20 protein-coding genes and 1 riboswitch are annotated in these 19,590 nt (G+C 37.5%); of the genes, 5 read left to right on the plus strand and 15 right to left on the minus strand.

Annotated features, from left to right (window positions below):
- Window positions 1-23 precede the first annotated feature (23 nt).
- Both V6R96_RS10140 and lpxK read right to left on the minus strand, forming a co-directional pair.
- The gene (locus V6R96_RS10140) at window positions 24-839 is read right to left on the minus strand and encodes a purine-nucleoside phosphorylase (protein ID WP_336379025.1); all 816 of its coding nucleotides are present in this window, start codon (window positions 837-839) and stop codon (window positions 24-26) included.
- Complete coding sequence (lpxK, locus tag V6R96_RS10145; RefSeq protein ID WP_223560295.1) at window positions 823-1,848, minus strand: tetraacyldisaccharide 4'-kinase; 1,026 nt, start codon at window positions 1,846-1,848, stop codon at window positions 823-825. Before lpxK ends, V6R96_RS10140 begins: the two co-directional genes overlap by 17 nt.
- Window positions 1,849-1,936: 88 nt before the next feature.
- Here lpxK and truA point away from each other — a divergent pair, with 88 nt between their 5' ends.
- The 3 genes from truA to V6R96_RS10160 all read left to right on the plus strand — a co-directional run bounded on the left by truA (window position 1,937) and on the right by V6R96_RS10160 (window position 5,126).
- Window positions 1,937-2,692: a tRNA pseudouridine(38-40) synthase TruA gene (truA, locus tag V6R96_RS10150; RefSeq protein WP_223560294.1), complete on the plus strand. Its 756-nt coding sequence runs from the start codon at window positions 1,937-1,939 to the stop codon at window positions 2,690-2,692.
- Window positions 2,693-2,848: 156 nt separating this feature from the next.
- Window positions 2,849-3,190, plus strand: coding sequence for a hypothetical protein (locus V6R96_RS10155; RefSeq protein ID WP_111955309.1), 342 nt, complete (start codon window positions 2,849-2,851; stop codon window positions 3,188-3,190).
- Between the two features lie 175 nt (window positions 3,191-3,365).
- On the plus strand, window positions 3,366-5,126 hold the full coding sequence (locus V6R96_RS10160; RefSeq protein WP_336379024.1) for an ABC transporter ATP-binding protein: 1,761 nt from the start codon (window positions 3,366-3,368) through the stop codon (window positions 5,124-5,126).
- Between the two features lie 68 nt (window positions 5,127-5,194).
- On the opposite strand, the gene V6R96_RS10165 is transcribed toward V6R96_RS10160, so the two are convergent.
- Both V6R96_RS10165 and V6R96_RS10170 read right to left on the minus strand, forming a co-directional pair.
- Window positions 5,195-6,979, minus strand: a complete 1,785-nt coding sequence (locus V6R96_RS10165) for a M43 family zinc metalloprotease (protein ID WP_336379023.1) — start codon at window positions 6,977-6,979, stop codon at window positions 5,195-5,197.
- Window positions 6,980-7,205: 226 nt separating this feature from the next.
- Window positions 7,206-7,817, minus strand: coding sequence for a class I SAM-dependent methyltransferase (locus V6R96_RS10170; protein WP_336379022.1), 612 nt, complete (start codon window positions 7,815-7,817; stop codon window positions 7,206-7,208).
- 396 nt (window positions 7,818-8,213) lie between these two features.
- Between V6R96_RS10170 and V6R96_RS10175 the strand changes: the two genes are divergently transcribed.
- On the plus strand, window positions 8,214-8,426 hold the full coding sequence (locus tag V6R96_RS10175) for a hypothetical protein (protein WP_034702111.1): 213 nt from the start codon (window positions 8,214-8,216) through the stop codon (window positions 8,424-8,426).
- A 55-nt stretch (window positions 8,427-8,481) separates the two neighbouring features.
- Here the strand turns inward: V6R96_RS10175 and V6R96_RS10180 are convergent, their stop codons facing one another.
- Both V6R96_RS10180 and V6R96_RS10185 read right to left on the minus strand, forming a co-directional pair.
- Entirely contained in the window at window positions 8,482-9,774 is a 1,293-nt protein-coding gene (locus V6R96_RS10180; RefSeq protein ID WP_336379021.1) for an MFS transporter, read from the minus strand.
- 108 nt (window positions 9,775-9,882) lie between these two features.
- A complete protein-coding gene (locus tag V6R96_RS10185) occupies window positions 9,883-10,635 on the minus strand; it encodes a DUF3575 domain-containing protein (protein ID WP_111955301.1) in 753 nt (250 codons plus the stop codon).
- Window positions 10,636-10,894: 259 nt separating this feature from the next.
- Here V6R96_RS10185 and V6R96_RS10190 point away from each other — a divergent pair, with 259 nt between their 5' ends.
- Window positions 10,895-12,982 carry a TonB-dependent receptor domain-containing protein gene (locus V6R96_RS10190; RefSeq protein ID WP_336379020.1) on the plus strand — a complete coding sequence of 696 codons (2,088 nt, stop codon included), beginning with the start codon at window positions 10,895-10,897 and terminating at the stop codon, window positions 12,980-12,982.
- A gap of 190 nt (window positions 12,983-13,172) precedes the next feature.
- Here V6R96_RS10190 and V6R96_RS10195 read toward each other — a convergent pair whose 3' ends face one another.
- From V6R96_RS10195 to V6R96_RS10235, 9 genes are all read right to left on the minus strand, one after another.
- Window positions 13,173-14,171, minus strand: a complete 999-nt coding sequence (locus V6R96_RS10195; RefSeq protein WP_336379019.1) for a T9SS type A sorting domain-containing protein — start codon at window positions 14,169-14,171, stop codon at window positions 13,173-13,175.
- 137 nt (window positions 14,172-14,308) lie between these two features.
- Window positions 14,309-14,956, minus strand: a complete 648-nt coding sequence (gene ribB, locus V6R96_RS10200; RefSeq protein ID WP_336379018.1) for a 3,4-dihydroxy-2-butanone-4-phosphate synthase — start codon at window positions 14,954-14,956, stop codon at window positions 14,309-14,311.
- A gap of 92 nt (window positions 14,957-15,048) precedes the next feature.
- Window positions 15,049-15,174, minus strand: a riboswitch (FMN riboswitch).
- A 156-nt stretch (window positions 15,175-15,330) separates the two neighbouring features.
- The gene (locus V6R96_RS10205) at window positions 15,331-15,684 is read right to left on the minus strand and encodes a DUF2200 domain-containing protein (RefSeq protein ID WP_336379017.1); all 354 of its coding nucleotides are present in this window, start codon (window positions 15,682-15,684) and stop codon (window positions 15,331-15,333) included.
- Window positions 15,685-15,708: 24 nt separating this feature from the next.
- Window positions 15,709-16,500 carry an alpha/beta hydrolase gene (locus V6R96_RS10210; RefSeq protein WP_336379016.1) on the minus strand — a complete coding sequence of 264 codons (792 nt, stop codon included), beginning with the start codon at window positions 16,498-16,500 and terminating at the stop codon, window positions 15,709-15,711.
- 26 nt (window positions 16,501-16,526) lie between these two features.
- Entirely contained in the window at window positions 16,527-17,075 is a 549-nt protein-coding gene (locus V6R96_RS10215) for a dihydrofolate reductase family protein (protein WP_336379015.1), read from the minus strand.
- Window positions 17,076-17,247: 172 nt separating this feature from the next.
- The gene (locus V6R96_RS10220; RefSeq protein WP_336379014.1) at window positions 17,248-17,739 is read right to left on the minus strand and encodes a tetratricopeptide repeat protein; all 492 of its coding nucleotides are present in this window, start codon (window positions 17,737-17,739) and stop codon (window positions 17,248-17,250) included.
- A 51-nt stretch (window positions 17,740-17,790) separates the two neighbouring features.
- Window positions 17,791-18,309 (minus strand): DinB family protein, encoded by a 519-nt coding sequence (locus tag V6R96_RS10225; RefSeq protein ID WP_336379013.1) that lies wholly within the window; start codon window positions 18,307-18,309, stop codon window positions 17,791-17,793.
- Window positions 18,310-18,411: 102 nt separating this feature from the next.
- Complete coding sequence (locus V6R96_RS10230; RefSeq protein WP_336379012.1) at window positions 18,412-19,083, minus strand: DUF2461 domain-containing protein; 672 nt, start codon at window positions 19,081-19,083, stop codon at window positions 18,412-18,414.
- Entirely contained in the window at window positions 19,055-19,576 is a 522-nt protein-coding gene (locus V6R96_RS10235; protein ID WP_336379011.1) for a hypothetical protein, read from the minus strand. Before V6R96_RS10235 ends, V6R96_RS10230 begins: the two co-directional genes overlap by 29 nt.
- Window positions 19,577-19,590 lie beyond the last annotated feature (14 nt).

Genomic DNA, 19,590 nt, shown 5'->3' on the forward strand with positions numbered 1-19,590 from the left:
AGATTGAAAATTTCTATAAAGATCTATTGATAGTCTTTGATCACGCCTTTTACCACAGCGATCACATTCGGCATGGCTTTATTGGCGGCATTCAGAACTTCTTCGTGAGAAACGGCAAAGGCAATATCCGGTCCGCCAAGGTCTGTAATTACGGAAATGCAGAAAACATCCATTCCCATATGTCTGGCAACAATTACTTCCGGAACAGTGCTCATTCCTACCATATCACCACCGATGGCTTTGATCATGCCATATTCTGCAGGAGTTTCAAAAGTTGGTCCCTGTAGTGCTACGTACACTCCCTGGTGGATTTTAATATTGTTTTCGGCGGCAGCTTTTTCGGCAGCTGCGATCATTTTTTTGTTATAAGGTTCGCTCATATCCACGAAACGCGGTCCGAACGATTCAATATTTTTACCACGAAGCGGATGTTCAGGCATCATATTGATATGGTCTTTTAAAATAACGATATCGGCAACTTTGTAAGCGGGATTTACACCGCCACAGGCATTGGAGAGGATGAGGTTTTTAACACCTAACAGATGGAAAACCCTTATCGGGAAAGTTACAGTCTCCATGGAGTGGCCTTCATAATAATGAAAACGGCCGCTCATCATCAGAACCTTTTTGCCATTAAGAATTCCGTAAATTAATTTTCCTCCGTGCCCAACTACAGTGGTCTGAGGAAAATTGGGAATCTCAGGATATTCCAAAATATGGAGGGCTTCCACTTCATCCTGCAGTTTTCCCAGTCCGGATCCCAAAACAATAGCAAAATCGGGGATTTCTTTGATTGTACTTTTGATAAAATCGGCGGTCTGCTTAATTTTTTCTAACATAATCTAAGATGATTTGGTTGAATTCTTCCTTTTTATCAATGATAACATTAATAGGCCAGTAGTAAACAATGTCTCTAAGATAGTCAAAAGTTTTCAGACGTACATAATCTTTCTCCGTGGTCAGGATCAGCTTGTATTCGCCTAATTTTTTATATTCTGCAGTGATATTTTTGATGTCGTCATCCGTAAAATTATGATGGTCTCTGAATTTTAAATGTTTAACCCGCTGCGAAAATTTAGCCAGATGCTCCAGAAGCGGCTTGGGGTTAGCAATTCCTGTAATCAGAAGGATGTCATAATAGTTCAGGTTATTATCCGGAAGCATTTTATCTTTTCCGTACACATTTTCGTCATAACCAATGGATGAAAAGAATACTTTTTGGTTATAAGAAGGTCTGATCCTTGAAATATAATAGCGTTTGGTTTCTTCAGTAAGTTCATCGGGACATTTGCTGACCATGATGATGTCTGCTCTTTTGGCTCCGTTTCTGGATTCTCTTAAATCTCCGGCCGGAAGCAGATGGTCTTTAAAGTAAGGATCGTTAAAATCTGTCATCAGGATATTGAATCCTGCTTTGATGGCTCTATGCTGCATGGCATCGTCCAGAACAAGAACGTCGAGATCCATATCTCCAATTACCTTTTTGGCTCCGGGAACTCGTTCTTCTGAAACAGCAATGACGAATCGGTTTTTGAAACGTTCAAAAAGCTGCATGGCTTCATCACCTACAATTTTATAGTTGCTTTCATAATTCGTCACTTCATAGCCTTTCGTCAGTCTGCCATAACCGCGTGAAAGAACCCCTGTTCTGTAGTGTTTGGACAGGTATTGGGCAAGATACATCACCATAGGCGATTTTCCGCTTCCGCCCACAGAAAGATTACCGACATTGATTATCGGAGTTTTGAATTTTGTCGCCTTAAAAACGCCCAGATCATACATTGTGTTTCGGATACCCGTTACCAAATGATAACCGAGGGAAAAAGGATAAAGGTACCATCTTTTCATACGTCTGCAAAAATAGGAATTTTCATAAGGATTTTAAGTAATATTCTCAAAGACTTTTCAACAAATATTTCATTAAATTAAAGTATTTTTGTTGAGTTATTATACTACATTGAGATACTTTATTGAATTTTCTTACAACGGAAAAAATTATTTCGGTTATCAGATACAACCGGATGCCGTTTCTGTACAGGAGGAACTGGAAAAAGCACTTTCCACGATATTAAGAGAAGAAGTCAAAACGACAGGTGCCGGAAGGACAGATACAGGCGTTCATGCTAAAAAAATATTTGCCCATTTTGATACGGAACAACCTGTGGATGAAATGAATCTTCCTTATAAATTAAACAGTTTCTTACCTCCCGATATTTCTATAAAGCGGATTTTTAAGGTTAAAGATGATTTTCATGCCCGTTTTGATGCTACGTACAGAACCTACGAATATTATATTTCCCTGGCGAAAAATCCTTTTACCCAGGAATCGGCATGGCAGCACTGGAAAAGGCAGCTTGATATCCATAAAATGAATGAAGCCTGTAAAATTTTATTTGAATATGAGGATTTTACAAGCTTTGCCAAATTAAAAACCGATAATAAAACCAATATCTGCAAAATCTATAAGGCAGAATGGGAACAGGAAGGAACTGAACTTAAGTTTACGGTTTCAGCTAATCGTTTTCTCAGAAATATGGTCCGTGCCATTGTGGGAACTATGGTAGAAATTGGAAGTGGTAAAATAAAACCCGAAGACCTGCGTAAAATTATTGAAGATAAAAACCGTAATGCTGCCGGAACTTCAGCTCCGGGCCATGGATTATTCCTTGTAGATGTAGGATACGAATTTTAATCCAGTGACAAAATTTCAGTGATTTTACGGATGTTCTTTTGTTTTACAGTATTGAAAAAAAAGTTATTTTAGCAATCAGTAACTATTCTGTGAAAATTATTGCATTATTTTCATAAAATAGGGTATTCTGAATGTTAAATATATAAAACACAAATTATGTTATCAATTTTTATTCTTATCGGAGCTTACAGGTATTATGCACAGCTTGCTGAAAAGTTCGGGAAAACAAAATGGCATTATGGCCTTTTAGCCATTGGAGTGTATTTTGGAACCCAGCTGCTCTTTGGTTTTTCTTATGGGGTTTATAAAGGACTTACAGACCCTGACGCTGTAGATAATATGAACTATACAGGTTTCTCCCTGATCAATATGATTAGCTGGATCATTTCAATTGCAGTCGTATATGGGGTTTATCAGCTTCTCGAAAGGAAATTTGTGAAAGAGCATGTGAATAAACCTTCTCTGGAAATTGAAAAGATTGGAGATAAGAATTTATAATGGGTTTATTAAAGTATTTCAGAAGTACTTAAGATAAGATCCGGCTTAATATATTCATATTGTAAATAACCTTTATCTGAAATTTTCTATGACGATTTGATCAACTTCTAAAGGCTGTCAAATTTTAAAGTCTTATTTTTGCATAGAATTTTAAATTCTTTCTTCAACTCGTACAATGAAAAAACAAGATACCTGGGGAATTGTTAAGAGGCTGTTCTTTATAGGAATGAAATTCCGGTCCTGGTTCATCCTTACTTTAATTATTTCTGTCTTACTGTCCGTAGTTTCTACCTACAGACCTTATCTTACCATGGAGGTGGTCGATAATGATATCACTAAACTAAAGGATAATGCCTTGATGATGAAGCATATCTATATTCTGGTAGGTTTGGTCTTTGCAGAAACTATTTTAAACTTTTTCTTAGTTTACTTTTCAAATTTTATTTCGCAGAATGTTATCCGTGATATTCGCGAAAGGCTTTATGCAAAGCTGATCTATTTCAGGACATCATTTTTTGATAAAACGCCTATCGGTCAGCTTGTAACCCGTGCTGTAGGTGATGTAGAGACTATTGCTACAGTGTATACGGACGGTTTTCTTATGGTTTTCGGGGATATTCTCAGAATTGCATTTGTTCTGATCATGATGTTCAATACCAATGTGCATCTGAGCTATATCACATTGGCAATCCTGCCTTTAATGGTTATGATTACCAGATTTTTCCAGAAAAGACTGAAAAAAGCATTTGGGGATGAAAGAACGTGGACGGCCAATCAGAATTCTTTTGTTCAGGAAAGATTGGCTGGAATGTCAATTATTCAGGTCTTCAACAGACAGGATGCAGAATTTAAAAAATTCGATGACATTAATATTACCCTGAAAAGTGCCTTACTGAGAACAGTATTCATCTTCTCATTATTTTTTCCGGTTGTAGAGCTTATATCTTCTTTATTTATCGGATTTATCCTGTTTTATGGTGGTTATATCACAATCAGTGCAGGAGTTGTTATTGCATTTATCCAGTATATTTCCATGCTGATCCGCCCGTTGAGGCAGATTGCAGACCGTTTCAATAATATCCAGAGAGGTATTGTAGGGGCAGAAAGGGTATTGGGTGTCATGGATGAAGATTATGCCATGCCGAATACAGGAACCGTAAAGAAGGATCATTTTGACGGCAAAATTGAATTTGAGAATGTACATTTTGCTTATGATGAGAAACAGGAAGTATTGAAAGGAATTGATTTTAAAGTAAATCCGGGAGAGACCGTTGCTATTGTAGGGGCGACCGGTGCTGGAAAATCTACCATTATCAGTCTTATCACAAGGCTTTATGATATTAATTCCGGGAAGATTATAATTGATGATGTGGATGTAAAAGACTATGAGCTTTATAACTTGAGAAGTCATATCGGAGTTGTTCTTCAGGATGTATTTCTTTTTCACGGGAGCATTTTCGAAAACCTTGCGTTTGGAGATGAAAGCATTACTTTAGAAAAAATAAAAGCCGGAGCAAAAGAAATTGAAGTAGATCAGTTTATTGAGCAGCTTCCGGGCGGATATGATTTTGTGGTAAGTGAGAGAGGTTCTTCTATTTCATTAGGTCAGAGGCAGCTCTTATCCTTCCTGAGAGCTTATTTATCAGACCCTAAAATCCTTATTCTGGATGAAGCCACTTCTTCCATAGACCATGAAAGTGAAAAGCTGATCCAGAGAGCAACAGAAAAAATTACCAGGAACAGAACTTCTATCATTATTGCCCACAGGCTTTCTACCATTGAAAAGGCAGACAAAATTATTGTCATGGAGCATGGTAAAATTGTAGAAGAAGGAAAGCATCTGGAACTTCTTGACCGTAACGGATATTACTCAACACTTTACAAAGCCCAATTGAGACATGAAGTAGAACTGGAAGAAGAAAAGCAAAAATCATAGATTAACCTTATTTTATAAAACTTAAAAAGAGAGCTCTGGGCTCTCTTTTTTATATTTGAAATGTGTCTTTAAAATTTTAATTTCTTATTGATTACTTTCCCGTTTTCCAAAACTGTTGTTACCGTGATGACGGTATTTTTTACATTGACAGGAAATCTGAATTCAGAGGATTTTATGTCTGTTCTGCTGGTCAAAAGTCTTCCGGAAGCATCATAGATATGAACGGTGGAAATTTTAAGATCACTTTTTACCTGTACAAAACCCTCATCCTTGATAATTTGTGTCATGCTTGATTTGTTTACACTTTCAGCAGCCAATAAATTCTGAGGTGTAATGATCACAGAATAATCCTCTACCTGCCCATATTTTGGAGTGTAGCAGGCCGTAACGGCTGTTCCGTTAAATTCACCGATAACTCTCATTCTTAATGGCGTATTAGTGACCGCACCTGCAGGAGGAATTACTGATGCAGTGGCAACAGAACCGCTGCTTATTGCACTTTGATTAAGTACAAGTTCTGTGGTCTCATTAAATTGTCCGTCATTATTGTAATCTATATAAGCTTTAATAATATGTGGATTGCTGGTTCCCGGTGCAACCGTAAGTACCGTTGCGGTATTCGACGGAATTGTAGTTTTTGAAATCCCAGAGCAGTAATTTCCAGTAAAGTTTTCATAGAAATTATTGGAAGCCTGTTTGTAATTGGTAGAGTAGTTATTGATGTTTCCGAATTTTACAGAAGTAACACCGATATTAAAGTTTCCGGGATTCGTCATAGAGGTTGGAGTGCATGCTGTGGTTAAAACAGAACTGTTGTTAGGCGTAGTTGAAGAGGCTACCGGAGAATTGATCAGCGATTGTCTGTACTGCAGAAGCTGTGCAGTAGCCCTATCAGACTGTCCCTGGGTAAATAAATTCCTGAAACAGAATGTGTAAGCCATAACATTTCTTTCACCGCCCGCATATATCTGGCTGGTACACGGATTAATCTGTCCTGTCTGGCAGGTATAAGGAACAGACGAATGATAAAGGCTTTTCATGGGTTCAGTATCACATACCAGGTCTCCCTGAAGAGTACAGTCTGTATTCGTAGGGCAGGCTCCGGTAGATTCACTGTAACCTTCATGTGTGTGGCGAAGGCCAAGCGCGTGTCCAAATTCATGGGCCAACGTCTGTGCATTCACTGCCGAGGCACTTGTAGACATAAAAGAATAATCATTGCTGCCTCCGGGATAATAGGCAAATCCGTTCAAAGTCCCTGCATTGGATGCCAGTTTCTTAACAACGTATATATTGTAATATTTACTGGTATCCCACATTCCCAGAGCAGTGATCTCAGAAGCGGTTACAGCATTCGTTGTATTATCATTATTTACCCCTCCGCTCACATACTTTGGAAGATGAGACGCATTGATTCTGTTGATCCCGTTGGTAGGATTACAGCTTGGATTGACCTTGGCAAAAACAAATTTTACAGGCAATATAGCACTGGTACCTGACATTCCGCTGGTCGTACTTCCGGAAAATACTCCGTTCGTATAATTCACCCATGCTATAATATCAGCATCAGATTTGTTATTGACTGTCCCAACGGCACTTCCGTCACCTACCACATGAACAACAACAGGAATTTCATAGACCTGGTTTTTGTTTAATGTGCTGGATAATTTTCCGCTTTTGATCAGCTTGGATAATTCCAGGTTAAAAGCATCATCCTGAGCTTTCTCTTCCGGATGTCTTTCATAATGTTTTCGCATCAATTCATCAGTCCCGCACTCCTGGAATTCTAACTTCTGTGAATAAAAATTTGAACAGGCTAAGCCCGAAACAATGATTAATAGTAGTTTTTTCATATATTATATTATTAAATTGTGGTGTAATAAAAATAATAAAATAAATAACAAAAAACTATATTTTCTATTATATTTGGCTAAATATTGTTAATTCTCATTGAGGAAAACAGTAAAATAGAATAATTAATATAAATGTAAAAATAGATCAGGCTTACAAGTACGTCTGTTTATAATAAAATTTTAAAAGAGAAATCATTTTACTGACTGACTCTTTAAAATCAACATCCTAAGTTTTTTTAAAACTGCAGAAAACAAAATTCTGTACTGTACCAAAAGGTGTTATATGATTTTCTGTAAGGCATTTTATTTTTTCAAAATCTGCTTCAAACTTTGCTGGCAACGATTCGGCATCGTATTGCTGAATATCCAGTCCGCTGCATTTTGCAGGACCTTCTTTCGAAAAAGTCCCTAAAATTATAAACCCGGTTACACATTTACCTGCTGTTTTAATATATTGGGAAACCTGCTGTGGAGTCGTTAAAAAATGGAAAGCAGCCCTGTCATGCCAGATATTATAAGTTTCCCGGGGCTCAAATGCTGTAATGTCTGAAGTGATCCAGGTTATTTTATCACCTTTTTCTCCTAACCTTTTTCTGGCCCTTTCCAGAGCTTTGACGGAAATATCAAGGACGGAAATATTTTCATAGCCTTCCTCGAGAAGATAATCAACAAGGTTACTGTCTCCACCTCCTATATCAATGATGCTGGCGTTTTTTTCCAAACCGAAAGAATGAATAAAATCAAGAGATGTTTGTGGTTTTTTCTGGGTCCAGCTTACCTGATCCGGGTTTTTAGTCGCATATACGTTTTCCCAGTGTTCCTTGTTGATATCATTCATTTTAATATGTTTTTTGATCGTTACCCTTTTAGTAGCTTCTTTCTTTCCTCGAATTTATAAATTAATCCATTAACTTTTGTCTCGTTTGCTTGTGATTTTGAATTTGGAGTAAAACCGTACATGTATATATCAGTCAAATGACAAATTGGTAATTTTTCCTGAATTGATAGGCTTTTCAAATGTGTTTTCTGGAAAATTTTAAAAGCTGAAATTATTTTACAATCATGAAAAAATGTAAAATCCATATAAAATCATTAATTTAAGTAAAAAAGTAGAGGTTGACTGATGATTATATTGAAAAATTCACTATTTTTATTACAAATTTATAGCCTGCCCCAGATAATTGAAGGGTGTTAAGGATAAAATTAATTTTTAATTAAAAACCCAAAAATATAAATGAGCAATATACAAGATGAATTTAAAGTCTTTAAAGACGAGCTGAAAAAACTGAATATCGACGTACAGAAAGTAGTGAAGGTGGGAAACGGAAGTATGGATTTCCATGAGGTTTTTTATAAATCACCAAGATACCAGGAAGTGAAGAGTGTGTATGTCCAACGTCATAATCTGGACAGTATGGTGGAGAAATTTAAAAAGGCTTACCATTAAAATATAGACCGGGCGCCGCAGAGAATCTGCGGCGCCCGTTTTTTATGGCTGATTATTAATCTTTATCCAGTGTCGAGGTTTTTTTGGTGTCCTTCATTCCGGCGTAAACGATCAGCGAGAATAATATACATCCGGTAATATACCAGTAGAAATATTCTTCCGTTCCGGCTTTTTTAAACCACAGGGCTATATATTCTGCAGTCCCTCCAAAAATAGCTACCGTAAGGGCATAAGGAAGTCCCACTCCCAGCGCTCTGATCTCAGAAGGGAAAAGCTCTGCTTTTACAACGGCATTGATTGAAGTGTAACCGCTGACAATGATTAGGGCAGCCATAATAAGGAAGAATGCAGTCCACATCGAGGTGGTTGTGCTTAAGGCTGTAAGAAGTGGAACTGTAAACAGTGTACCCAGAATTCCAAAACCTAAAAGAAGCGGTCTTCTTCCGATCCTGTCCGATATTGCTCCGAAAACAGGCTGCAGGCAGGCAAATATAAATAATGAAATAAAAGAAATAAGGGTAGACTGCTCTTTGGTAAGATGTACCGTATTCACCAAAAATTTCTGCATATAAGTGGTATAGGTGTAAAAAGCCAGGGTTCCGCCTAAAGTAAGTCCTATGACAGTAAGCAAAGCTTTGGGATGTTTGAGCAGCTCGGTAACTGTTCCTTTTTTCTTTTCACTGATTTCTTTCTTGTTTTCAAACGCTTCAGTTTCATGAAGATTGGCTCTTAAATATAAAGCAATAACAGAAAGTAAGGCTCCGATCACGAATGGAATTCTCCAGCCCCATTCTTCAAGTTGGGTCTCCGTTAGAAGAAGTTTCTGAAGAATCAACTGAATGCCTAATGCAATCAGCTGTCCACCTATAAGCGTTACATACTGAAAGCTTGAATAAAAGCCTCTCCGGTTTTCTGATGCCATTTCACTGAGGTAGGTTGCAGAAACACCATATTCTCCGCCAACGCTTAATCCCTGCAGTAATCTTGCAAGCAGCAACAGTGCAGGTGCCAGAATCCCAATCGTTTTATAGGTTGGGGTAAGGGCAATAAGAAGCGATCCGAAAGACATCAACAAGACAGAAAAGGTCATCGCTTTTTTTCTTCCAATCTTATCGGCAATACTTCCGAATATCCAGCCTCCGATCGGTCTCATTAAAAATCCTACGGCAAAGATTCCCGCTGTATTCATTAATTGTGCATTAAGATCCGAATCCGGAAAAAATGAATGAGAAAAATAAATGGCAAAAGCAGCATAGGCATACCAGTCGTACCATTCGACAAGGTTTCCGATAGATCCGCCCACAATAGCTTTGATTCTTTGGGCAGTAGTTATGGATGATGAATTCATAGATGTATTTGTAGATAATAAAGAAGTATAAAGAAAAGCAAGATACAAATTTTGCAAAAAAAAATAAACCGCTCTTTTAAGAACGGTTTAATAACGTAAATATCATTTTTAAAACCTATATCCAATCGATAATCCACTTCTGAAGCCTGCCCATGGTCCGTCCACTTTTATTTTTGCTCCATTGGCATTCGTTTCTACGGTATAATCTACAAAAGGGATATCAAGATTTTCAATTTCCTGTTTAAGCTGTGCCTGCATTTCAGGAGTCAGCACATAATTGCTGGTCATGGTGAAGTCACCTTTTCCGCTTCCATAATGGGCGCCTGCAATCCAGAAATCAAGAACCAGGTTTTGGCTTCTGGTAAGGAAGAACTGTACGCCAACCATCAGGCCACCGCTGTTTCCGCTGGTGCTTCCCTGGCCTTTGAGAGGAATCTGGTAGGTATTTCCGTCGATAGCATCATAATCGTAATAGAAGTCAAAGCTATTGGACGAAACATCTGAATACCGGTAATAAGGTGCAAAGTAAAATCCTCTGCCATAGCCTTTCCCAATGTAAAATCTGGGTTCGATGGTGAAGTTGGTTGCCTTGACTCTTAGATTTTGGAACCTTTTTTCGTCCTCGTCTTTCAAAAATGCATTAATGAAAGGTACTTTTCCCTGCGTCATTGTTCCAAAACCTATATTGAGAGAGAACCACTGGTTGATGGCCCTTTCATAAGACAGGTTGATATTTCTGAATGCATAAGCTGTAACGTTGGTCTTAATAATGTTCATTTTCTCCGTGGGAACAGCCTGTAGTTCCTGTGCGCCTGCTTCTGAAAGCAGCAAAAAAGGGATTAAGATGAGGAGCTTTTTCATGACTTTATATTTTGTGGTGTAAAAAGGTAGCAGCAAAAAACGGGCAAAAAATCAATAATAATTCAATATGGTTTCGTTTTTAATTTTTAATTAGTGATTTAATTGTTATTCGTGCTGTTTATTTCCGTGGATAATGAAGGAGCAGACAAGTCTTTGCAACTTAACCGGTTGTCTTTATTTCCTGCAGAAACTTGACTACATGTAACAAATGCTGGATATTGACTGTCTTATTTTCATCAATACAATTTTATTTCTGAATATGAAAAAAACGATATATTCTGTACTTTTTCTTTGTGGGATTTTAGTGTTCTCGCAGGAGAGCACGAAAAATGATACGATAGAACAGGCGGGTACAAAGGAAATCCAGGAAGTGATCTTAAAGGCTCAACGTAAAAAACAGTTTGCAGATAAGTCCGTTTATACCTTTGATAAAGAAGCTCTGGAGAAAGCAAGGTATGCAAAAGACTTACTTCAGACACTGCCTGAGCTGCAGCTGGATCCCGTTTCCAATACCATCACAAGTACGAAAGGAGGAACTACACTATTTCTTATCAACGGGATTGAAGCTACAGATATGCAGATACGAAGTGTTGCACCCAGTGAGGTTGTGAAAGTTGAGTATTATGATATTCCGCCGGCAAGATGGGCAACAAGGGCAGATACTGTAGTTAATATTCTGACGAGATCCACAGAAACAGGATATGTGTTCGGGGCTGATGTTTCTACAGCTTTGAATACAGGATTTGTGAATGGTTCTGCTTACGCTAATTATACAAAAGGGAAAAATAATTTCGGACTTGAATATTCTCTAAACCTCAGAGATTATGATGACAGAAGAGTAAACAGCATTTATGATTACCAGCTGAATGGAAAGCATTACCGTTCTGATGAAAACAGGAAAGATCATTTTGGATATACTTTCCAGAATGTTGCTTTACGTTATACAAGACTTGTTCCCGATAATTATGCTTTTCAGGTCAAACTGAATATGGATATTTTCAGCAGATTTTCAAAAGGAGTAGGGCAAAGTATCTTTAGTGAAGATCATCTGAAGGAAGAACATGCGATGTTTAAAAATAATGGTTCGGATTATGTGATTCCTAAGCTGGATCTTTATTACTCCAAAAAGATTGGTGAAAAAGACGAACTAAGCATTAATGTAGTAGGTTCTCATTATACTACCCATACTTCAGAAACTGCCAGGGAATGGATTGTAGGCTCAGGATTTTCGGTATATGATAATGATATGGTTTTAAAGGCAAAGCAAACGAGCCTGGTAGGAGAGCTTGCCCATACTCATGATTTTAAAGCAGGAAAACTATCATCCGGATATCGTATTTCAAGGTCTTCTATTTCCAATGATCTGAATAACCTTGCCGGATATTCTCAATACAGTGTCAATTATCTGGAACAGTATTTTTATACCGAATTTGCTGGAAAGGTAAATCAATTCAGTTACCGCATCGGAGCTGGTCTTACAAATATTCACAACAAAAGTGCAGAGAATACTTTTGATGAATGGACTTTTACTCCGAAGGTTATTTTAGCCTATCAACTTAAAAATAATCACAACCTTCGTTTTACAGCAAGCTATAACCCGGTAAGCCCATGGAGTAATGCCTTGAGTAGTAACGTGCTGCAGTTGGCGCCTAATATTGTCCAAAGAGGAAATCCCTTTTTAGAATCTCAACAGGTATTTTCTAACAACCTGACCTATTCTTTTAATAATAAATATTTTGATTTTAATGCAGGTTTGTTTTACCGATATACCAACAGGGTAATCAATCAGTACTATGTTCAGGATGATGTATTGGGAGGTTATGCACTGACTTATGAAAACGGGAAAAACGGGCAGCGATACGGAGTACAGCTTACAGGATCTTATAAACCTTTCGGGAATAACCTGTTTGTCATAAAAGCTGTGATTACACCTACTTCTGAAACAGTTAAAACCAGTACCGGCGCTTTGATTAAGAATGATTATTTAGGCAATTATTTTTCGCTTTCCTCAGAATATAAATCTTTCTCACTTCAGTATCAGTTCAATATTCCGGTGTATAGTCTTAGCGGTGCTTTCATGAACACGAACGAAAATCAGAATAATATTTTTGTAAGCTATAAACACAAGAACTGGACGTTTTCCACAGGTATGTACTGGATAGGAATGCCTTCAGAGTACAAAACAAAAAGTTTACCGGAAAGCTTAGTTGATTATAAAGTTCATACTCAGATTATGAATAATAAGTCAATGTTTGTATTAGGACTGAGTTATGATTTCTCCAAAGGAAAAAAGACGGAAATTCAGCGAAAGCTTAACAACGAAACAGCTCCTGCAGCTACTTTTTAATCATAAAATAGGATGGAAGCAGGGAGCTGGAAGATGGGAGCTTACGCTGTGTAAACTATTACACCAGATTTTTGGCTAAAAAATAGAATAAAATTGAACTGTATTTGTTCTTAGGCTGAAATAGCTTCCATCCTCCAACATCCAGCTTCTTTCTAAAAAAAAATCCCGCTCAATTGAGCGGGATTTTTTTTTATTTCTTGATAAATTTTGTATTCTTTGTATCTGTAGCATTTTTTCCACTGATCTCTATGAAATAAGACGCTGGTGGAAGATCTGAGATTTGAATATTTCCGGCTTTTACATCTGATGTTTTAACCAGTTTCCCATCCAGACTGTAAATATTTGCTTTGGAGTAATGATCTGTATTTCCTTTGAAACCGATAAAGTCCTGTGCAGGGTTAGGATAAACCACTAAGTTTTCTTTTTTCACTGTATTGCTGGTTGCCAGAAATGCTTCGTTTAAAGCTAAGGCAGTGGCTACTGTCTGGTTGATACTCAACAATGGAACACTGACATTTCCGCTTGTAGAACTTAGCAGAGCATATCTGTGAGAAGCATCGTAATAAGCATAGGATGTATTGGTAGCTGTTCCGATAGGGTTGGCATAAATAACATCAAAAGATGCATATAGATTAAGGTTCTGTGTATATTTTACTCTAAGAACATTACTGTATGTTTGATTGCCTATAATCAGAGTTCCGTATGCATCAGCCTGGGCAGTCATTGTACCACTGAATAATCCGTTGGCAACAGATGACGAGAAAGTCCCTTTAGCCGTATCATTTTGTGCCGGTCCATAAGTGGTAGGATAATTATTATAAGTACCATTATCTACACTGAAATTTAAGGTAAGCTGTGGATTTACAATTCCTGTAATTTCCAGTTTAGTTGTAGAGGCTTTATAATAAATGGTTGTTGTTCCGTCTATCATTTTAATGGTAGAACCCGGAAATGTTGTTATTTCAGCAGAAGTAGGAGTAGAATAAGTCGTTACTGACGAAACTCCCATTGTAAGACCTCCGTTTGAAAACACAGTGTTAGCTCCTGTTGCGGAGTTGTTTACGCCTCCGGTTACATGATTGTAATTGATAACGTTTCCGGAAATAGGGTCATTGGCTGCTTTTGTAAGCGTGATCTGCGCAGAAAACATTGCAGAAGCTCCTAATAAGAGGAGTAAAGATTTTTTCATGGTTAAGATTTTTTTTGTTAAAAATAATCAAAAAATAGTATTGAAATGATAATTTTATTTGTTTTTAGTTAATTTTTTAATAAAAATGCCTGCTGATAGCATCAGCAGGCGACTTTGTGCGTTAAAAATGTTTACGTTTAATTGCTCATTACCATTTTACGGTAAGCATAAATGTCTTCGATGGTCACGACGCTCATCTCTTTTTCGATAGCAAAGTTCACAATTTCGGGAAGTCTTGCCATAGAACCGTCTTCATTCGTCAGTTCACAAAGTACGGCATCGTCACCCAGATTGGCCATTTTTACAAGATCTACACTGCCTTCGGTATGACCGCGTCTTGCAAATACACCATCTTTTCTGGCAATCAGAGGGAAAACATGGCCGGGACTTGCAATATGATCTGCCTGAGCACCTGCTGCCACAGCAGTTCTGATCGTTGTTACACGGTCTCTTGCAGAAACACCGGATTCCACACCTTCTCTGGCTTCAATGGAAATGGTAAATGCGGTTTGATTTTTTGAATTGTTATTTTCCACCATCGGACGAAGGTTGAGGTGGCGGCTTTTTTCCTCAGAAATGCATAAGCAGACGATACCGCTGCATTCGCGGATCAGAAGTGCCATATCCTGTTCTGTAATAGTGGAGGCGGGAAAGATGATATCACCTTCGTTTTCACGGTTTTCATCATCTACCAAAAGAATACCTTTTCCCTGTTGTAGTGTTTGAAGTGCTTTTTCTACACGTTCTTTGGAGCTTGCTCCGAATTGTTCTAATAATTTTTCCATGTTATTTTACTTTTAAAAGTTAAAATAGTCTTCGGTACATGGAAATGAAATACAACGCAACAAGAGTCCATAAGGAATCTTATTGGTCATCTCATTTTCTTCTCCCATCCAGACTTTAACTGTCGGTTCCGGAATTTCACCAGATCAGTCCCTTCATAAGAAAGGAGTCGCGGACTGTAACCGCCGGTAGGGAATTTCACCCTGCCCCGAAGAAAACTTATACTAAGTTTTACTGTATGTTCTGATTTAAAATTTTTATTTCATTGATTATATTTAACGCACAGATTACAAATTTCGGAAAGTTTTTTGAATCCGGAAAGGGATTTTACTCGTATTTGTTACATTAAAAACTAATTTCCATTACACCTCACAAATCATGATTCCCTTAATATTTTCTCCATCTTCTTTCCCTTTGCCAATTCATCGATGAGTTTATCCAGATAACGGATATTTCGCATCAGCTCATCTTCAATGTCTTCCACGCGGTATCCACAAATAACCCCTTTGATCAGTGAAACATTGGGATTGATCTGTGGGGCCTGTTCAAAGAATGTTTTAAAATCTGTTTTGTTATCTAAAATCTCCTGTAAGCTTTTTTCATCATATCCTGTAAGCCAAAATATAATTTCATGAACTTCGGATTTTGTATGTCCTTTCTTTTCTGCTTTTTGAATATAATGAGGATAAACGCTGGCAAAAGCGGTAGTATAAATTCTGGTGTTCTGCATGACTTTTTAATTAATATTCACTTACTATTGACGTTCCTCATTGACTTCTTTCAGAATATCATCAAGAATACGGTTAAATTCTTTTGGATTTTCCAGCATAGGATAGTGACCTGTCCCGGCTATTTCAGTATAATTATAATCTTTCAAATACTTCCGGTTATTCTCTATGTTGGTCGGGAAGTTATCGGAATTGATAGCCCTTACCGGAACCTGAACTTGTGACGCCTCTTCTCTGAAATCTTTCTTGTACAAAGGTCTGAGCAGATCAATAGCTTTTTCTGAAGTATTTTGAAGAAACTCATCCTGAAGACTACGTTTCACTTCGGATGGCGTTTTTTCCGCAAAAAGATATTGAGGAAGAATATTTTCAACGGCATTTTTAAAATCATTGCGGTAATGCACGAATAAATACTCTTCAGCCTTTTCTTCTGTGATCGCTTCGTCAAGATCTTTTACGGTGTCGATCAGGATAAGTGCTTTTACCTGGGGAATTTTTAAAGAAGCTTCAAGGACATAGGCTCCTGACATAGAATGTCCTACCAGGATGATTTCTGAAGAATCTATCTGGTCAGCTACTGCTTTGATATCATCTGCATACAATGTACTCGTCCATTCGTTTCTGGAAGCATCAGATTTTCCGTGCCCGGCAAGATCCATCTGTACGATATGATATCTGTCCTTGAAATACTCCTGCTGGCTGTTCCACCATTCTGCATTGCCGAGCCACCCGTGTACAAATAGGAGAGAGGGGCTTCCCTGTCCGCTTTCTTTATAATGAATATTCTGTCCGTCCGAAGACTGTGCATATTTTTCCATGATTAATATATTTTCTGAGGTTTAATTTATTGGTTTTTTGGCTCGTAGATAAGCTGTACCACTCCTGACCTGAAAACGTTTGTGGTAATCAGTTTCAGCTCCAGCCTTTCTTTTAGGTTTTCAAACAAAGGTTTTCCGCTTCCCAGAGCAACGGGGTGAACGGAAATTCTGTATACATCAATAAGATCTGAATTAATAAAAGTGTTGATAAGACCCGCTCCGCCATACAGCCAGATATCTTTACCATCCTGTTGTTTAATTTCAGCTACCTTTTCAGCAATATCGGAGCTGATAAAAATGGCTCCCGGATCTTTTCTGTCCTGTCCTGAAAAAACATACTTATTTTTAGAATGTATAGATCTCCAAAACTCTTTTTCTTCAGAATCAGCAGTTTCTTCCGGCTGATAGGTTCCCCAGGAATCATAACTTACCCGGCCATAAAAAATAGTATCGATACTGTTCAGAAATCCGTCAAAATTCATGTCATCATCCATGATGCACCAATCTGTTTCGCCATTGGGACCTTCAATGAATCCATCTAAAGTGACAGCCAGGTCCAGGATTATTTTTCTCATATGATAGTATGGGTTTATCGTTGAATCCCTGTAAAAATAAAGAAAAACGTTCTGAAGACCGAACGTTTTACGTTATAAATGACAAAGAATATTAAGGCTGTAGTAATTTAGGATCTTCCAGCTTTTAACAGTTAAATTTACAACAGAACCTGCACTTATTTGTGTCTATTGTTTATTTGATGAGTTCTTTTGAATAATGATACACCGATTTATTATACCTCGGCAAATGTGCGGATAGTGATTCCAGAACTAAAGACAATGCTTCCTTATCATTATTGACCGAGGAAAGCGACAGCGCCAAAAATGCATTGACAGCATCATCCAGCTCATCGGAATAGTTTTCCTTTTCCTCTCTCAGTATTTCTATGCTTTCATGGAATTTTCCATTATTCCTTAAAGTACTTGCCAGCTGAATTCTTGCTCTTCTTCTCCGCAATCCTGCAAGACCCAATTTTAAAGCAGATCTGTAAAGGGGTTCTGCATGTTTTTCAAAACCTGTAGAATCGTAGGCACACGCTCTTTCAAAATCTGCAATGGCAGGATGATCATCAGAGATCTTATCCGTATGCTGTATTATTTTTTTTATAAAATCATCATTGGATATTTTTCCCAGCTGATTCCATATTGTTGTTAATTCTTCCTCCCAGAGTTCAGGATCTGTCATGTTTTAGTAGATGTTTTATAATTTAACAATTACAGATATTAGGTTATTTAGCTATGCTTCGGATGTTGCTTCTGAATTTTTATAGACATTCCAGAAGTTGTAATCCGTCATTGGAGCATCTGTTATTCCAACATTCCGTCCCATAGTAACGATCTGCCCCCGGTGGTAAGTCCCGTGAATGATCACGTGCTGGATATATTCAAACTTTGAAAAGTCACACTGGAACCATTGGGATTCAATTTTTACGTTTTTTGCCAGGTCTTCTTCGGATAAGGTTTCCACGTAATCCATCAACTTTTGGGAGTTGTTTTTTATGCCATTGAAAATCTCTTCTTTAGTCACTGCAGCTGAAATTTCAGCAAAATCAAAATCGCCGTTTTCGGCAATATAAGCCCACCAGTATTGCTGGGTCTGCCAGATGTGATGCAGGGTTGCTAAGATCGTCGGAAAACTTGAAATAACCTCCTGGTTAAGCTGCTCATCAGACTTTGTGGAAAGCCAGTCGATGTATTTATTGACTACCCAATTGTTGTACTGAACACTGTGCGTAATTAACGTTTTTAAGCTCATGATGATTAATATTTTGTTTAATGATTTGGTGTTATAAAAATAAGTAAAATATTAACCGGATTTTATGAAAACAGAAAATTCATAAGCGACCTTCTTTATGTTTTAAAATAAAGGCTCCCCATTCAAATCTGTGGTAAGCACCTCACTCATATAATCAAAAAAAGGACGCATGGCCAGTAAGGTGAAAACCGCTTCTTTCTGGAAACCATCAGACAGAACTTCTTTATCGGTAAATTTCCGCATTACTACATATTGTTTTTTCCTGATTAGATCTATGGCTGGGTGATTTTTATCAAAACCTCTCGGAGCTGTTTTTACAGCATCGCCTTTAATTTCTCCAAAGTATTGTTTGAAAACTTCATCAGAAGTGATCTTTTCAATTTCTGTGGTATTGAGCTCGAATTCTTTACGGATACGGAGCAGGTCTTTAGCCTCAGGTCCCCAGAAACCGCCACCTACAAAACTGTTACCGGGCTCCAGCTGAATATAATATCCTCCTCTCAGCATTGGCTTTGAACGGGAATAGCCAACCCCGAAATTGGTTTTATACGGAGTAGGGTCCTTGGAAAAGCGTACGTCCCGGTAAATCCTGAAAATATGAATTCCTTTTAAATTATCGTATTCCTGAAGTTCGGTATAGATCTGATTAAAAAAAACTTTGTTTTCTTTTACCACTGAATCATATTCCGCTTTGTGCTGAGTAAACCATTCACGGTTGTTGTTTTTTTCTAAGTGTTTTAGGAATTCAAAGGTTTTTTTCATGGTGTCTTTCATACAGTTTTGTTTTTTCCAGTCCGTGATTATTGATTCTAATAGTTGGAGAATTTAATTGCCAATCTGGGAGATGATTATACATTTCATTGGTTAACTTTTTGATTCCGGGTGTAGACCTACTGAATTCATAACTATTTTTGTAGGTAAATACTTCCAGGCCTGTTTCTCTTTTATGTTTTGAAACTGGAATACTAAATGAATATACTGAAATAATTTCATCCCACTTTATAAGCTCTACCGGTTTTTTCTGTTTATTGTAAAATCCTTCATTTGTATATTGGAAATCACCATCATATTTCTCTAGTTGATCGGCTTCTTTTTCAACAGAGTCATAATTTTCAGCCCTGGGAGAATATATTTTTGCTCCTGAAAAACAAATAGCAACAAAACAGGTAAAAATAATAAGATAAGATATTCCTTCGCTATCAAAAACAGGATAATTAAGAAAAATCAATACTAAAATGATACAGCTTATTATAATTATTTTTTTCAAATGCAGTTCAATTA

It is taken from the genome of Chryseobacterium sp. CCNWLW53 (genome assembly GCF_037083525.1).
GTDB lineage: Bacteria > Bacteroidota > Bacteroidia > Flavobacteriales > Weeksellaceae > Chryseobacterium > Chryseobacterium lathyri.

What these genes read in the sequence shown, in the direction of transcription:
- V6R96_RS10140 (WP_336379025.1), bottom strand. Translation starts at nt 839, where the DNA reads ATGTTAGAAAAAATTAAGCAGACCGCCGATTTTATCAAAAGTACAATC.
- lpxK (WP_223560295.1), bottom strand. Translation starts at nt 1,848, where the DNA reads ATGAAAAGATGGTACCTTTATCCTTTTTCCCTCGGTTATCATTTGGTA.
- V6R96_RS10155 (WP_111955309.1), top strand. Translation starts at nt 2,849, where the DNA reads ATGTTATCAATTTTTATTCTTATCGGAGCTTACAGGTATTATGCACAG.
- V6R96_RS10160 (WP_336379024.1), top strand. Translation starts at nt 3,366, where the DNA reads ATGAAAAAACAAGATACCTGGGGAATTGTTAAGAGGCTGTTCTTTATA.
- V6R96_RS10165 (WP_336379023.1), bottom strand. Translation starts at nt 6,979, where the DNA reads ATGAAAAAACTACTATTAATCATTGTTTCGGGCTTAGCCTGTTCAAAT.
- V6R96_RS10170 (WP_336379022.1), bottom strand. Translation starts at nt 7,817, where the DNA reads ATGAATGATATCAACAAGGAACACTGGGAAAACGTATATGCGACTAAA.
- V6R96_RS10175 (WP_034702111.1), top strand. Translation starts at nt 8,214, where the DNA reads ATGAGCAATATACAAGATGAATTTAAAGTCTTTAAAGACGAGCTGAAA.
- V6R96_RS10180 (WP_336379021.1), bottom strand. Translation starts at nt 9,774, where the DNA reads ATGAATTCATCATCCATAACTACTGCCCAAAGAATCAAAGCTATTGTG.
- V6R96_RS10185 (WP_111955301.1), bottom strand. Translation starts at nt 10,635, where the DNA reads ATGAAAAAGCTCCTCATCTTAATCCCTTTTTTGCTGCTTTCAGAAGCA.
- V6R96_RS10190 (WP_336379020.1), top strand. Translation starts at nt 10,895, where the DNA reads ATGAAAAAAACGATATATTCTGTACTTTTTCTTTGTGGGATTTTAGTG.
- V6R96_RS10195 (WP_336379019.1), bottom strand. Translation starts at nt 14,171, where the DNA reads ATGAAAAAATCTTTACTCCTCTTATTAGGAGCTTCTGCAATGTTTTCT.
- ribB (WP_336379018.1), bottom strand. Translation starts at nt 14,956, where the DNA reads ATGGAAAAATTATTAGAACAATTCGGAGCAAGCTCCAAAGAACGTGTA.
- V6R96_RS10205 (WP_336379017.1), bottom strand. Translation starts at nt 15,684, where the DNA reads ATGCAGAACACCAGAATTTATACTACCGCTTTTGCCAGCGTTTATCCT.
- V6R96_RS10210 (WP_336379016.1), bottom strand. Translation starts at nt 16,500, where the DNA reads ATGGAAAAATATGCACAGTCTTCGGACGGACAGAATATTCATTATAAA.
- V6R96_RS10215 (WP_336379015.1), bottom strand. Translation starts at nt 17,075, where the DNA reads ATGAGAAAAATAATCCTGGACCTGGCTGTCACTTTAGATGGATTCATT.
- V6R96_RS10220 (WP_336379014.1), bottom strand. Translation starts at nt 17,739, where the DNA reads ATGACAGATCCTGAACTCTGGGAGGAAGAATTAACAACAATATGGAAT.
- V6R96_RS10225 (WP_336379013.1), bottom strand. Translation starts at nt 18,309, where the DNA reads ATGAGCTTAAAAACGTTAATTACGCACAGTGTTCAGTACAACAATTGG.
- V6R96_RS10230 (WP_336379012.1), bottom strand. Translation starts at nt 19,083, where the DNA reads ATGAAAGACACCATGAAAAAAACCTTTGAATTCCTAAAACACTTAGAA.